The following is a 14,116-nucleotide window of genomic DNA, read 5'->3' on the forward strand; positions in this document are numbered from 1 at the left end:
TCGTACGGTTACCTGCGTGACTACGCCGCTGCTCCCCGACCCCGAACCGAGGCGGCGCGACTACGTGATCATCTCCGCCGACGATCACCTGATCGAGCCGCCCGACCTCTTCGAGGACCGGCTTGCGGAGAAGTACACCGAGGTCGCGCCCAAGGTCGTGGAGACGGAGGCGGGTCACCAGGTCTGGCGGTACGGCGGAGCCACGTACCCGTGCGCCGGCATCGACGTGGGCGCCGGCCTGCCGCGCGAGCAATGGACCCTCGACCCGGTCAGGTTCGAGAACATGCGCCCCGGCTGCCACGACATCGAGGCCCGGATCCAGGACATGGACACGGCCGGCATCTGGGCCGCCCTCTGCTTTCCCGGGATGCTGGCCGGCCAGTCCGGCATGCCGTTCGCACGGACCAGAGACCAAGAACTGGGCCTGGCTCTCGTCAAGGCCTGGAACGACTGGCACATCGACGTCTGGGCCGGCACCTATCCCGAGCGGGTCATCGGGCTTCAGCTGCCGTGGCTGCCGGACCCCGACGTGGCGGCGAAGGAGATCCGCGCCAACGCCGCCCGCGGCTTCAAGGCGGTCGTCTTCCCGGAGTTCCCGACGAGGCTGCGGCTGCCGTCGATCCATTCCGACCACTGGGACCCGTTCTTCGCCGCCTGTGAGGAGACCGGCACCGTCGTTTGCCTGCACACCGGGGACTCCAGCTGGTCGCCGGTGCCCTCCCCTGACACGCCCATCGAGGCGATCACCACGCTGATGCCGACGAGCGCCATGTTCGCCTGCGCCGACTGGCTGTGGTCGGGCATCCCGCTGCGGTTCCCGAACCTGCGGGTGCTCATCGTGGAGGGCGGGGTGGGCTGGCTGCCGATGCTGGCCGAGCGCGCCGACTACGCCCTCGACCACCCGGTCGCGGGCGAGGCGTCGTGGGAGGGCGGGCTCAAGCCGAGCGAGGTCCTGCGCCGCAACTTCTTCTTCGGGACGCTCGACGACCACGCCCTGTCAGGGGTACGGCTGGCGGTCGGCCTCGACCACGTGCTTCAGGAAAGCGGATACCCGCACTCCGACTCGACCTGGCCCGACACCCAGCAGGCCGTGGCCAGGAACCTCGGCCAGCTGCCGCCGGCCGACATCGCCAGGGTCGCGTACGGCAACGCCGCCCGGCTGTTCGGGCACCCGTTGCCGTCGCGAGCGTGGCTCAGGCGCGAGGAGCTGTAGGAGGAAGGTCGGGAGGAACGGCCGCGCCCTGGATGACCCTGCGCTCCCAGCCGATGTAGCGCCCGCTCTCCCCGATCAGGGAGCCCATCAGCCAGAGGAACACGCCGAAGTCGTCGGCCACGCCGACGAGCAGGAGGAAGTCGGGGATGACGTCGATGGGCGAGATCAGGTAGACCACGCCGAGCCCCATCAGGGCGAGCTTGCTCTTGCCCATGCCCGGGTACTGCCCCCGGGTCACGGCGCCGATCAGGCGCGGGATCGCCCTGACCCGCTTGAACAGCCCCGGGGAGCCGGGCTCGCTCACGTCGCGATATGTACGCCAGACCGCTGCCGCGCGGCTTGCTTTAGGCATAGGTGCGCCACCTCCTTCACGACATAACGTGTTACCCGCCCAGGTTGGTTCCTAACGATCAGCGCATGGCCGGATGTCCGAAGGGGCGGGCGGATTCGATCTGGGCGGCCAGCCGTACGAGAAGGTCCTCGCGGCCTGTGGCGGCGACCAGCTGGACGCCGACGGGAAGGCCCGCTGCGGTCCTGTGCAGGGGCAGGGAGATGCTGGGCTGGCCGGTGGCGTTGAAGGCGGTGGTGTAGGAGACGGCGTGGGAGGTGCGGCCGAAGCCGGTGCTGAGGTCGTCAGGGGGCAGCCAGCCCAGCGGGAACGGCGGCACGCCGAGCGAGGGCGCGAGCAGCACGTCGAAGCCGGAACGCCACCAGGCTGCCATGCGGCGGCGGAAGCCGTCCATCCACTGGACGGCGAGGACGTGCTCGACGGCGGTGCGTTTGGCGCCGGTCTCGGCCATGGCGCGGTTGCGTGGTTCCAATTCGTCCAGGGACACGGGGCGGCCGCGCCAGGCGCCGACGCTCTGGACTTCGGCGGCGACGTTCGCTGCGACGAGGGCGCCGAAGTGGTGGGGGAAGTCGGGGTTGCCGAGTTCGTCCGGGTGACCGGGTTCGACGTGGTGGCCCAGGGACGCCAGCAGGTTCGCGGCGCCGGTGACGGCGGCGGTCAGCTCCTCGTGCTCGGGTACGTCGCCGCGCGGGTGGCGGGTCACGAAGCCGACGCGCAGCCGTCCCGGATCGACGCCGACCTCCTCGGCCAGCGGGCGGGGCAGCGCGGGTGCGGTGTAGGGGTCGCCCTCCTCCAGGCCGGCGATCAGGTCGAGCACGGCGGCGGTGTCCCTGACGGTCCTGCTGACCATCCCGGCCACCGAGAACCCGCTCCAGCCCTCTCCGCCCGACGGCCCATAGCTGGTGCGGCCTTTGGTGGGTTTGAGCCCCACCAGGCCGCACAGGGAGGCGGGGATGCGGATCGAGCCGCCGCCGTCGCTGGCCGAGGCCACCGCGACCATCCCGGCCGCCACCGCGGCGGCGGAACCGCCGCTGGAGCCGCCCGCCGAGTACGCGGGGTCGTAGGGATTGCGCGTGGGCCCGAACGCGACCGGCTCCGTGGTGATCGTGGTGCCGAACTCCGGCGTGCTGGTCCTGCCGAGGATCACGAACCCGGCCGCCTTCAGCTTGGCCACGCTGTAGGCGTCCGCGGCGATCCTGACCCCGTCAAGCGTGCGCGAACCGGCGTTGTACGGCTCGCCCTTCTCCACCCAGCCGAGGTCCTTCAGCAGGATCGGCACCCCGCGAAACGGCGTGCCCCCGGGCAGTTCACGCGCCTCGGCCAGCGCGCGCTCGAACCGCCGGTGCACGACCGCGCCGATCTCCCCGTCGTGCTTTTCTATCTTCGCGATCGCCGCCTCGGCCAGCTCACGCGGCGATACCCGCCCATCCCGTACGGCCAGCGCCTGCCCGACCGCGTCCAGCCGGAGGATCTCGTCCACAGGTTCTCCCTTAGCTAGCTTTCGGCGCCAGCGCGCGTACCGCCTGGTCGATGGAGATCTCGCCGCCGGGGACCGGCGCGAGCACGGGGGTGTCGAGCCCGTTGGCGACATACTCGCCGATCCTGGCCCGGCAGGTCGCGGCGTCGCCGTGCACGATCAGCGCGTCGACCACCTCGTCGGGGATGGCCTTGAGCGCGGCCTGCCGGTCGCCCGCCGCCCACGCCTCGTGCATCGGCCGCAGCACCTCACCGCGCCCCAGCCAGTCGTGGAAGGCGGCGTACGCGGGCACGGTCAGATAGGCCGCCAGCATCCAGCGCCCCATCTCGCGCACCCTGTCGGCGTCCTCGCTCACGCAGACGAACAACCGGGCGATCAGCTCGGTCTCCCCGCCCAGCTCGGCGCGGACCTTGCGCACGTCCTCCGGCGCGAGCCAGTTGGTGATCGCGCCGTCGGCCTCGCTCGCCGCCAGGTGCAGCATCCGGGGCCGCAGTGCGGCCAGCACGATCTTCGGCGCCACGCGGGGCGCCCGCTCCAGCTTGAAGCCCTTGACCTCGAACGTCTCGTACCGCTCCGACACCTTCTCCCCCGCGAGCGCCCTGCGCAGGAAGCGCAGCGTGTCCCGGGTGCGCTGGTACGGCCGCGCGAACTCCACCGCGTTCCACCGCCCCACGACGGCCGGAGAGGACGAACCGATGCCGAGCACGAAGCGGTCGGGGGCGAGATCGGCCAGCGTGGCCGCCGACATGGCCAGCAGCCCGGGTCCGCGGGTGAAGACCGGGACGATGGCGCTGCCCAGCCGCAGCCCCGGCGCCCACTCCCCTGCCATGGCCAGCGGCATGAACCCGTCGGTCCCGTTGACCTCCGCCGACCAGGCGTCGGTGTAGCCGAGCGCGGGCAGTTCGGCGATCAGCTCCTTCGACTCGGCCAGCGAGCGGTCGTAGAAGGGGATCGTCATGCCCCAGTTCTGTGTCATCGCACCCTCCAGCGTTTAAGGGCGACCATACCAACCAGCCGGTATGTACGCGCCACTTGATCGCGGTTAACCGCCTCCGACGCTCTGACGTGCTAAAACATCCCCGTGAGACGAACCCGGCTGCTCGCGGCCGTAGTACTGACCGGAGGCCTGGCGGTCCCCTTCCTGGCCTCCGTGATCGCCGTGGCCGCGGAGGACACCGTCCCCACCTGCACGCTCCCCACCACGATGCTGCCGCTGTGCTCAGGCACGCCGGTCAAGCCCGCAGCTCATGCACGGCCCCGATGAAGTCCTTAGTGATCCCCCTCAACCCGGGCAGATGGGACAGGCCCACGAGCCGGTCCACGAGCGGCACCGTCACCTCGATCAGCCGGTACGTGCGCCGGCACCCCGGCGAGGTGTCGTGCACCCAGAACAGCACCATGCCCATCGACAGCAGCCACAGCAGCTCGGGCAGCTCCTCGCGCAGCTCGGAGTCCATCTTGTCCCGCGAGCCCTCGACCACCTGCCGGTAGATCGCGATGCCGGCCTCGCGCGCGGGTGAGGACTGGGCGCTGAACGGGCTGAGCGGGTTCGTCGGCTCCGCCGCGTGCTTGAAGAACTTCACCGCGAACTCGTGGTACGGCTCGGAGACGCGTACCCACTCACCGAGCACGCCGCTCAGCCGGGCCGCGAACGAGCGCTCCGTCGCGAGCAGCTCGCGGCAGGCCTCCTCATGCTCCGTCTGGGCGCGGTCGTAGTAGGCCTGGATCAACGCCTCCTTGCTCGCGAAGTAGTAGTAGGCGTTACCCACGGATACCCCGGCCTCGGCCGCGATTGCCCGCATCGTCGTCGCATCGAAGCCGCGCTCCCGAAACAGTCTCAAGGCCGTCTCGACGATGACCTCTCGGGTGCTCTCCGATCCTCGGTTTCGGGGTTCGGACACCCTCGTCACTTTACGGGCAAGACCGCCTTTAGGTCATGGAGCCGCACGGTGATCGCCGCCACAAGGCAAAGATCGCTCTGAGGAAGGGGTCATCTGGTGTGAAGCGTGGGATTGATGTTTCTGGCGGGAGGGCTATTCCGCGAAAAGAGCATCGACATGTGGATACGTGGCAAGGTGCGGCTGATGGTCGTCGCACTCCTCGGCCTTGAGATCTCGATAATCGCATTGGCATCGGCCGCATCCGCTGCTTCGACAGGAGGAGCACGGAAGTCGCCGCCACCGGTAACGCGCACGTACGCGATCGAAGGAGGCATTCAAACCGGACACTGGTTCACGACGGTCGACCCCCCGAAGGTGGACCTGAAGCGGGTGAAGACCCGGCAGGCCGCCGTACGCATCTCGCACAGCACGGCAGTGGGCCGCCTCAAGAGCGCCGGCCTGCGCTGGAAGTCGACGGGCGGCTGCGCCAACCGGCGGCTGCGGTACTGCACCTCGCTGGACTCCGTCCGCACGGCCACGATCGCCAAGATCATCGAGCTGAAGCGGGACAGCGGCTGCAAGATCATGGTGACCGGCGGCACCGAGGCGGGCCATATGCCCGGCCGCTACAGCCACGAGCACGGCTACAAGCTGGACATCTCCTTGAGCCCATGCGTCGACCGGCACATCGCCACCAGCCACGCCCGCGTGGGCACCCGCAGCGACGGCTCGCCCCTGTACCGCTCCTCAGACGGAACCGTCTTCGCCAAGGAGTCCGACCACTGGGACATCCTGTTCCGCTGACCCGCCCCAACGCCTGCCGGCGCCGGTACGGCGCCCGGCCGGTGCCCGCGGGAACCGGCCATGGAGGCCTTGTGACGGCGGGGACCACGTCCGACGTGAGAAGCGCCCGATGATCGGGGGCCACCCACGCCGGACGGAGGCGGATCCGGTGGCCTCGCCGTAACGTGAAGCGGCGAAAAGGGCCTCGCCGTAACAGATGGGTTAGAGCTCGGCGGCCACCAGTTCGGCGATTTCGGCGGCGTTCAGGGCCGCACCCTTGCGCAGGTTGTCGCCGCAGACGAACAGGTCCAGCGTGTTGGGGAAGTCGATCGCCTGCCGGACCCGCCCCACATACGTGGGATCCGTGCCGACCACCTCAAGCGGCGTCGGCCACACCCCGTTGGCCGGGTCGTCCACCAGCACCACCGTCGGCGCCTCGGTGAGCACGCGGTGCGCGCCCGCCACCGTCACCTCGCGCTCGAAGCGCGCGTGCACCGCCAGCGAGTGCGTCGTGATCACCGGCACCCGCACGCAGGTCGCGGAGACCTTCAGCGAGGGGATGCCGAGGATCTTGCGGGACTCGTTGCGGAGCTTGAGCTCCTCGGAAGCCCAGCCGTCCTCCTTGAGCGAGCCCGCCCACGGCACCACGTTGAACGCGAGCGGCGCCGGGAACGGCGAGTCGGCGGGCAGCTTCTTGTCGAGGACCCGGCGTACGTCACCGGCCACCTGGCCGATGTTGCGGTCTCCGGCCAGCGCCTCGATCTCGTCGTAGAGGCGGGCCGAACCCGCCACTCCCGCGCCGGACGCGGCCTGGTAGGAGGCGACGACGAGCTCCTGGAGGCCGTACTCGGCGTGCAGGGCGCCCATAGCGGCCATCATCGACAGCGTGGTGCAGTTGGGGGTGGAGATGATGTTGCGCGGCCGCCGGCGGGCGTCGAGGGGGTTCACCTCGGGAACGACGAGCGGGACGTCGGCGTGCATGCGGAACGTGCCGGACTTGTCGATCGCGATCGCGCCGCGCTCGGCCGCGACCGGCACCCACTCGGCCGACACCTCGTCGGGCACGTCGAAGATGGCGATGTCGATGCCGTCGAAGACCTCGGGCGCCAGCGCCTGGACGACGACGTCCTCGCCGCGGACCTTCAGCACCTTTCCGGCGCTGCGCGGGGAGGCCACGAGGCGGATCTCGCCCCAGATGTCCGCCCGGTTGGAGACGATGTCGCGCATGACGGTGCCGACCGCACCCGTCGCGCCCACGAGTGCGAGATTGGGCCTGCTCATCTGCCGCTTCCTCCGTACACGACTGCTTCCACCTGGTCTGCGTCAAGGTCGAACGCCCGGTGGGCGGCGGCCACGGCCGCGTCCACACCTTCCTGCTCGACGATCACCGAGATGCGGATCTCCGACGTGGAGATCATCTCGATGTTGACCCCCGCGTCGGCGAGGGCCGCGAAGAACGTCGCGGTCACGCCGGGGTGCGAGCGCATGCCCGCGCCGATCAGCGAGACCTTGCCGATCTGGTCGTCGAACAGCAACGACTCGAAGCCGACCTTGTCCTGGATCTTCTTCAGCGACGTCAGCGCCGTGGAGGCGTCCGTCGTGGGAAGCGTGAAGGAGATGTCGGTACGGCCCGTCGCCGCGGCCGAGACGTTCTGCACGATCATGTCGATGTTGATCTCGGCGTCGGCCAGGGTTTTGAAGATGTGGGCAGCCTCGCCGACCTTGTCGGGAACCCCGACAACGGTGATCTTGGCCTCGCTCCGGTCGTGCGCGACGCCGGAGATGATCGGCTGCTCCATCTCGGTTCCTTCATTCGCTTCGTTCGGGGTGTAAGGGTCGGACACGACCCACGTGCCTTCCTTGGTGCTGAAAGAGCTGCGTACGTGGATCGGCAGGTTGAAGCGGCGAGCATACTCGACACACCGGAGGTGCAGGATCTTCGCGCCGCACGCCGCCATCTCCATCATCTCCTCGTAGGAGATCTTGGGGATCTTTCTGGCGGCGGGCACGATCCTGGGGTCGGCGGTGAAGATGCCGTCGACGTCGGTGTAGATCTCGCAGACGTCGGCCTCCAGGGCGGCCGCCAGCGCCACCGCGGTGGTGTCGGAGCCGCCCCTGCCGAGGGTGGTGATGTCCTTGGTGTCCTGCGAGACGCCCTGGAATCCGGCCACGATCGCGATGCGGCCGTGGTCGAGCGCCTCACGGATACGGCCCGGCGTCACGTCGATGATGCGCGCGTTGCCATGGGAGGAGGTGGTGATCACACCCGCCTGCGATCCGGTGAACGAACGCGCCTCATGTCCCAGGTTGGCGATCGCCATCGCCAGCAGGGCCATCGAGATGCGCTCGCCCGAGGTCAGCAGCATGTCGAGCTCACGGCCCGGCGGCAACGGCGACACCTGCTCGGCCAGGTCGAGCAGCTCATCCGTCGTGTCGCCCATGGCAGAAACGATCACGACCACGTCGTTGCCGGCTTTTTTCGTCGCGACGATCCGCTGCGCGACCCGCTTGATGCAGGACGCGTCGGCGACGGACGAACCACCGTACTTTTGCACAACGAGCGCCACGAGAGTCTCCCGGTCTGGACTGTGAGCTGCCAGTCTACCGACGAGCCTCCGTGACACCGCTGGGCCGGACCACTATGTGGACAGGGCCTCTTCCGCCACGTCCAGCCGCGTGTGCGCGGCGAGCGCCTGAAGTGCGCGCATGGCCGCGCCCGCGTGGTTGCCCCAGGTGTTGAAGTACGAGTACTGCCACCACCACAGCGCCTCGTGCGGACGGCCCGCCTCGAAGTGCCGCAGTCCGTGGATCAGGTCGGCCGCGACCGCGGTCAGGTCGTCCGAGAGCCGGTACGGCGTGACCGCCGTGTCCTTGTAAGGGTCGAAGACCTCGGCGTAGTCGTCGACCGCGCCCAGCAGCTCGGCCAGCGCCGTACGCACGCCGTCGATGTCCGGATCCTCGCTCAGCGGCGGCTCCCAGTTGCCGGCCAGGATCACGTCCTGGCTGGCCCCCAGCTTCGCGCCCGCGAGGCTCACCTGCGCCACTTCGACCAGCAGCAACGACCAGATGCCGTCGCCGCCCTCGCCGCCCGCGACCCTGGTCAGGCCGTCGACGTAGTTCTGTGCGTGTCCAGCGATCTCATCAGCGAGAGCGCTCCACTGGTCAGACATCCAGCAGCCTCCGTCCTTCGAACGCGCGGCCCAAGGTGACCTCGTCGGCGTACTCGAGATCACCGCCCACAGGCAGACCGCTGGCCAGTCGTGTCACCTTGATGCCCATCGGCTTGACCAGACGGGCGAGGTAGGTCGCCGTCGCCTCCCCCTCGAGGTTGGGGTCGGTGGCGAGGATGAGCTCGGTCACCCGGCCGTCGGCCAGGCGGGTCATGAGCTCACGGATGCGCAGATCGTCGGGGCCGACCCCGTCGATCGGGCTGATCGCGCCGCCCAGCACGTGGTAGGTGCCGCGGAACTCGCGCGTCTTCTCGATCGCGACGACGTCCTTGGACTCCTCCACCACGCAGATCACGTGGGTGTCCCGGCGGGGATCACGGCAGATGCGGCACTCTTCCTCGGCGGCGACGTTGCCGCACGTACTGCAGAAGCGCACCTTCTCCTTGACCTCGAGCAAGGCGTGCGCCAGCCGCTTCACGTCTGCGGGATCGGCCGCGAGCAGGTGGAAGGCGATCCGCTGCGCGCTTTTGGGACCGACGCCGGGCAGCAGCCCGAGCTCGTCGATCAGGTTCTGGACGACCCCTTCGTACATGGCCTAGAACCCCGGCAACTGTCCGAGACCGCCGCCGCCCAGTCCCTGGGCCAGCGGGCCGAGCTTCTCCTGCTGCAGCTCGTCGGCCGCGCGGAAGGCGTCACGGACGGCGGCGATCACCAGGTCCGCGATCGTGTCGGCGGTGTCCTGCGCGTCGCCGGCGTCGATGACGCTCGGGTCGATCTTCAGCTCGAGCAGCTCACGTGCCCCGTTGACCACGGCGGTGACCATGCCGCCACCCGCCGAGCCCTCGACCTGCGCGTCGTTGAGCTCCTGTTGGGCGCTCGCGAGCTGCTGCTGCATGAGCTGTGCCTGCTCCAGCAGCTGCTGCAGGTTGACATCCCCTGGATTCACCTTCGTGCGCTCCTCATGGCTCCGCGTCGTTGACTGCCACGAGCCTACGGTGTTTGGGCGCAGTCCCGCACTGCGGAGAGCAGGTGTTTCCGTTTGATGGCCGGGTCCCGGCCCCCCTCCAGCGTCCGGGACCCGGCCAGCACGCCGACCGGAGCGGCCGCACCACGCCGACGTTTCAGTGGAGGACGCTAGCGGCGGCAACGTTGCACACAGGTTGCGATCGTTCAATCACCCTGTGCAATCCCCCGAACGGCTTGCGCTGGGAACCCTTGACCGCGAGGGTGATTCATAGGGGTTGACTACTTGGAGTGGCCGATGAGTTACGCCAGTCTCGATGCGTACTCCCGCAAACTGCGCGGGGCCCATGAAGCCGCATGGACGGGCGCCACCTTGCCGGAGGGCGCTCCACGCCGGCTCATCTCGGCGTCATGGGAGCGATCCATCGAAGCCGGCGTCGATCCGGAGAACGCCGCCGCGCCGCTCGTCTACGACGTGTCCCGCATCAACGACGTGCGCGAGTCGCACCCGCTGCAGCCGCTGCTGCCGCTCCTGGCCGGCACGCTCACCACCATGGCCGACGCGAGCGGCCACGTCGCCATCATCACCGACGGTGATGGCAACATCCTGTGGCGCGATGGCAACCGCACGATGATGCGCCGCGCCGACCGCGTCGGCCTCGCCGACGGGCACAAGTGGTCGGAAGGCAGCGTGGGCACCAACGGCATCGGCACCGCCCTCGCCGACCGCACGCCCGTTCACGTCTACTCGGAAGAGCACCTGATGCGGGTCCTGCACGTCTGGTCGTGCAGCGCCGCCCCGATCGTCGACCCCGACACCGACGAGGTGCTCGGCATCGTCGACATCAGCGGCACCGCCCCCAGCCTCCACCCCGCCACCGTCGCCCTGGTGACCGCCACGGCGAAGCTCGCCGAGTCACAGCTCACCGTCCGCATGTACGAACGCGACGAGCGCCTGCGCCGCCGCTTCGACGGGCTGCGCGACCACGCCGGCATCCTGGTCACCGCCACCGGCCGGGTCATCGCCGGCGACCCCGGCGGTCTGCTCGGCGAGCGCATCGCCCGGCCCGCCGCCGGCGGCCGCTACGTCCTTCCCGGCGGCCGCGCCGTACTCCTGGAGCCCTTCCACGACGGCTACCTCCTGCGCGTCACCACGGAGAGCGCGCCGCCCACGCTCCAGCTCACCTTCCTCGGCGAGGGGCAGCCCACCGCCCGCCTCGGCGGGCGCCACATCGCGCTGTCCCTGCGCCACGCCGAGATCCTCGCCCTGCTCGCGCTCCACCCCCGCGGCCTGACGGCCGAACAACTCTGCTTCTACCTGTACGGCGACGCCGGCAACCCGGTCACCATCCGTGCCGAGATCCACCGGCTCCGTTCCCAGCTCGGGTACACCGTCGGCGCGAAGCCGTACCGGCTGACCTCCCCCGTCGAAGCCGACTTCGTCGAACTGCGCAGCCTCCTGGCCTCCGGCGACCCCTCAGCCGTCGCCCGCGCCTACCCGGGGCCGCTGCTGCCGCGCTCGGAGTCCCCCGAACTGCGCCGGGCCCGGGACGAGCTCGAAGTCCAGGTACGCGCGAGCCTGCTCCGCAGCGGCTCACCGGAAGACCTGTGGATCTACGCGCAGACCGCGAACGGGCGCGACGACATGCAGATCCTGGAACGGCTCAGCACCACTTTGCCCACCACCGACCCCCGGGCGATCACCGCGCGGATCCGCCTGCGCTCGCCCTGACCGGTTACGTGTGGTCGATCTCGCCGATGACCTGGGCACCGAGTTCGCGCTGGAGCAGGGCCATGCCGCCCACGGCGTCGAGGTCGGCGTCGGCGTCGTTGAGCGGGTCCACCTCGTCGGAGTCGGCGCTCCTGCTCCGGCTCGGCACCGCGTCCGGCCAGGCGGAGGCACCGCCCTGGCGGGGCTTGGGGGCCCGCGGGCCCGACTGGGCCGCAGCCTGAGCCGCGGAACGGGCCGCGGCCATGCCGCCACCGGCCTTCGGCGCGGCCGCCTGTCCGGGATCGGGCATCGGCGGCGAACCCGGGCTCATGTCGTCGGGCGCGTCGGGCCACGACTCGTCGGTGGTCGCCGTCGCCGTCGCTCTCGCTCTCGCCGAGCCGGTGGCGTCCTCGGCTGTGGCTACTGGAGCCTGCGCCTGGGGCGGGTTGTCCGGCGCGGTGGGGCCCGGTGCGCTCTGCTCGGGGGCCGGCTGGTTGCCAGGGTTGCCCTGCTGGGTGGCAGAGGGACTCGGCGGGTTGCCGTCCTGCGGGCCCGGGTTGCCCTGCTGACCCGGATTGCCGCCCTGCTGGTCCGGGCTTCCCTGCGGACCCGGGTTGCCCTGCGGACTCGGGCCGGCGCCCTGTGGGCCGGGGCGGCCGCTCTGGGGGCCGCCACCGCGACCGCCGGGGGCTGGTGAGCCGCCGACCACCGCTTCCACCCGCCACTTGCCACCCAGGACGTCGCCCAAGGCACTGGCGACGACGGCGTCCTTGCCACCGCCGGTGAAGTTCTTCATCGCGCCGACCTGGGCGAAGCCGAGCGTGACGATGTTGCCCTCGACGCCGACGACCTGCGCGTTGGTGCTGACGTTCGCCCAGACGACGATGCTCCGCTGCTTCAGCGCCGCCAGTACGGCAGGCCACTGCGACAGAATCGCCCCGGGCCCACCGGCAGCCACTTGCCCACCGGACGCTTGCCCGGCCGCCACGCCACCGGCGTCCGCGGCCCCCGGCCCGCCGACGGTCGCACCGGCGCCACCACCGGCCGTGCCGTCACCCGCAAGCCCACCGCCAGACCCACCAGACCCACTGACAGACCCGCCAGGCACTCCCGCCGACTCGCCAGGTACTCCCGCCGAACCGCCGGACCCGACCGCCGGGCCACCGGCCATGCCCGAACCACCGGCGCCGGGCCGCACCGCGTCAGGCCAATCGCCGCCCGCCGCGCCGCCCGGATTGCCTTGGGCCCCGGGGCCGCCCTGTGCAGCGGCGCCCGCGTCACCTGCCCCCACGCCACCGGAGACCGCTCCAGCGCCGCCGGAGGCACCCGGGTGACCGGAGGCGCCTGCCGTACCGGAGGAGAGAGGGGTGCGGGCGGCCATCTGGGCGACCACGCCGCCGCGCTCCAAGCGCTCCAGACGGGCCAGCAGCGCTTCCTCGCCCGCCGCCGCGCCCGGCAGCAGCACGCGCGCGCACATGAGCTCCAGCAGCAACCTCGGCGACGTGGCGCCGCGCATCTCGGTGAGGCCCGCGTTGAAGACCTCGGCGGCGCGGGTGAGCTCGGCCGGGCCCATGGAGGCTGCCTGGAGCACCAAGCGCTCGAGTTCGTCGGCGGGGCGGTCGAGCAGGCCGCTTGAGGCGGCTTCAGGAACGTTGGCGAGGATGACCAGGTCGCGGAAACGTTCGAGGAGGTCGGCGGCGAAGCGGCGCGGGTCGTGGCCGCCTTCGATGACGCGGTTGACCGCGCCGAAGACCTTGGCCCCGTCACGTTCCGCGAAGGCGCCGATGACCTCGTCGAGCAGGTCGCCGTCGGTGTAGCCGAGCAGGGAGACGGCCTTGGCGTAGGTGACGCCGTCATCCTCGGCGCCCGAGAGCAACTGGTCGAGGATGGACAGCGAGTCACGCGCCGAGCCCGCGCCCGCGCGCACGACGAGCGGCAGCGCGGTGGGCTCGAAAGGAACGTTCTCGGAGCTGAGGATCTCCTCCAGCAGCGCCCGGAGCGTCGCGGGCGGCATCAGCCGGAAGGGATAGTGGTGGGTACGCGACTTGATCGTGCCGATGACCTTTTCCGGCTCGGTCGTCGCGAAGATGAACTTCAGGTGCGGCGGCGGCTCTTCGACGAGTTTCAGCAGCGCGTTGAAACCCTCGCGGGTCACCATGTGCGCCTCGTCGATGATGTAGATCTTGTAGCGCGCGGACACGGGGGCGAAGAACGCCCTCTCCCGCAGGTCGCGCGCGTCGTCCACGCCTCCGTGGGAGGCGGCGTCGATCTCGATCACGTCGAGGTGGCCGGGCCCGGTGGCCGACAGCGCCACACACGACTCGCATTCACCGCAGGGGTCGGGAGTCGGGCCCTTCTCGCAGTTGAGGCTTCTCGCCAGGATTCGGGCACTGGAGGTCTTGCCGCACCCGCGCGGCCCGCTGAACAGGTACGCGTGGTTGATGCGGCCCATGCGCAGCGCCTGGCGCAACGGCTCCGTGACGTGATCCTGCCCCTTGACCTCCGCGAAGGTCCCGGGGCGGTACTTGCGGTAAAGCGCAAGGCTCATGCGACCATCCCGCCTGCAGGGG

General features: G+C 70.4%; 14 protein-coding genes. 4 read left to right on the forward strand and 10 right to left on the reverse strand.

Annotation, left to right across the window (positions count from 1 at the left end; all coding sequences use genetic code 11):
• Nucleotides 1–16: 16 nt before the first annotated feature.
• The gene (locus ACIBHY_RS18695) at nt 17–1,213 is read left to right on the forward strand and encodes an amidohydrolase family protein (protein ID WP_397307308.1); all 1,197 of its coding nucleotides are present in this window, start codon (nt 17–19) and stop codon (nt 1,211–1,213) included.
• Here ACIBHY_RS18695 and ACIBHY_RS18700 read toward each other — a convergent pair.
• From ACIBHY_RS18700 to ACIBHY_RS18710, 3 genes are read right to left on the reverse strand one after another with little or no spacing between them, the layout of a single operon-like run.
• The gene (locus tag ACIBHY_RS18700) at nt 1,194–1,565 is read right to left on the reverse strand and encodes a YkvA family protein (RefSeq protein ID WP_397257444.1); all 372 of its coding nucleotides are present in this window, start codon (nt 1,563–1,565) and stop codon (nt 1,194–1,196) included. The two genes, ACIBHY_RS18695 and ACIBHY_RS18700, sit on opposite strands and share 20 nt — an antisense overlap.
• Before the next feature lie 58 nt (nt 1,566–1,623).
• On the reverse strand, nt 1,624–3,042 hold the full coding sequence (locus ACIBHY_RS18705) for an amidase (RefSeq protein WP_397307309.1): 1,419 nt from the start codon (nt 3,040–3,042) through the stop codon (nt 1,624–1,626).
• 10 nt (nt 3,043–3,052) lie between these two features.
• Nucleotides 3,053–4,015 (reverse strand): LLM class F420-dependent oxidoreductase, encoded by a 963-nt coding sequence (locus ACIBHY_RS18710; RefSeq protein ID WP_397257447.1) that lies wholly within the window; start codon nt 4,013–4,015, stop codon nt 3,053–3,055.
• 105 nt (nt 4,016–4,120) lie between these two features.
• Here ACIBHY_RS18710 and ACIBHY_RS18715 point away from each other — a divergent pair, with 105 nt between their 5' ends.
• Complete coding sequence (locus ACIBHY_RS18715) at nt 4,121–4,303, forward strand: hypothetical protein (RefSeq protein ID WP_397307310.1); 183 nt, start codon at nt 4,121–4,123, stop codon at nt 4,301–4,303.
• Here ACIBHY_RS18715 and ACIBHY_RS18720 read toward each other — a convergent pair.
• Entirely contained in the window at nt 4,272–4,949 is a 678-nt protein-coding gene (locus ACIBHY_RS18720; RefSeq protein WP_397257449.1) for a TetR family transcriptional regulator, read from the reverse strand. The genes ACIBHY_RS18715 and ACIBHY_RS18720 overlap by 32 nt on opposite strands.
• Nucleotides 4,950–5,294: 345 nt before the next feature.
• Here ACIBHY_RS18720 and ACIBHY_RS18725 point away from each other — a divergent pair, with 345 nt between their 5' ends.
• A complete protein-coding gene (locus ACIBHY_RS18725; RefSeq protein ID WP_397307311.1) occupies nt 5,295–5,723 on the forward strand; it encodes a hypothetical protein in 429 nt (142 codons plus the stop codon).
• A gap of 201 nt (nt 5,724–5,924) precedes the next feature.
• On the opposite strand, the gene ACIBHY_RS18730 is transcribed toward ACIBHY_RS18725, so the two are convergent.
• From ACIBHY_RS18730 to ACIBHY_RS18750, 5 genes are all read right to left on the reverse strand, one after another.
• Nucleotides 5,925–6,983, reverse strand: a complete 1,059-nt coding sequence (locus ACIBHY_RS18730; RefSeq protein WP_397257453.1) for an aspartate-semialdehyde dehydrogenase — start codon at nt 6,981–6,983, stop codon at nt 5,925–5,927.
• Complete coding sequence (locus tag ACIBHY_RS18735; RefSeq protein ID WP_397307312.1) at nt 6,980–8,269, reverse strand: aspartate kinase; 1,290 nt, start codon at nt 8,267–8,269, stop codon at nt 6,980–6,982. The genes ACIBHY_RS18730 and ACIBHY_RS18735 overlap by 4 nt, the downstream gene beginning before the upstream one ends.
• 72 nt (nt 8,270–8,341) lie before the next feature.
• A complete protein-coding gene (locus ACIBHY_RS18740) occupies nt 8,342–8,872 on the reverse strand; it encodes a DUF5063 domain-containing protein (RefSeq protein WP_379613167.1) in 531 nt (176 codons plus the stop codon).
• Entirely contained in the window at nt 8,865–9,464 is a 600-nt protein-coding gene (recR, locus tag ACIBHY_RS18745) for a recombination mediator RecR (protein WP_397106168.1), read from the reverse strand. The genes ACIBHY_RS18740 and recR overlap by 8 nt, the downstream gene beginning before the upstream one ends.
• A gap of 3 nt (nt 9,465–9,467) precedes the next feature.
• Entirely contained in the window at nt 9,468–9,818 is a 351-nt protein-coding gene (locus ACIBHY_RS18750) for a YbaB/EbfC family nucleoid-associated protein (RefSeq protein ID WP_379613165.1), read from the reverse strand.
• Between the two features lie 315 nt (nt 9,819–10,133).
• Between ACIBHY_RS18750 and ACIBHY_RS18755 the strand changes: the two genes are divergently transcribed.
• Complete coding sequence (locus ACIBHY_RS18755; protein WP_397257457.1) at nt 10,134–11,567, forward strand: GAF domain-containing protein; 1,434 nt, start codon at nt 10,134–10,136, stop codon at nt 11,565–11,567.
• Between the two features lie 4 nt (nt 11,568–11,571).
• Here ACIBHY_RS18755 and ACIBHY_RS18760 read toward each other — a convergent pair whose 3' ends face one another.
• Nucleotides 11,572–14,094 (reverse strand): DNA polymerase III subunit gamma and tau, encoded by a 2,523-nt coding sequence (locus ACIBHY_RS18760; RefSeq protein ID WP_397307313.1) that lies wholly within the window; start codon nt 14,092–14,094, stop codon nt 11,572–11,574.
• Between the last annotated feature and the right edge of the window lie 22 nt (nt 14,095–14,116).

It is taken from the genome of Nonomuraea sp. NPDC050547, from assembly GCF_044457345.1.
Lineage (GTDB): Bacteria > Actinomycetota > Actinomycetes > Streptosporangiales > Streptosporangiaceae > Nonomuraea.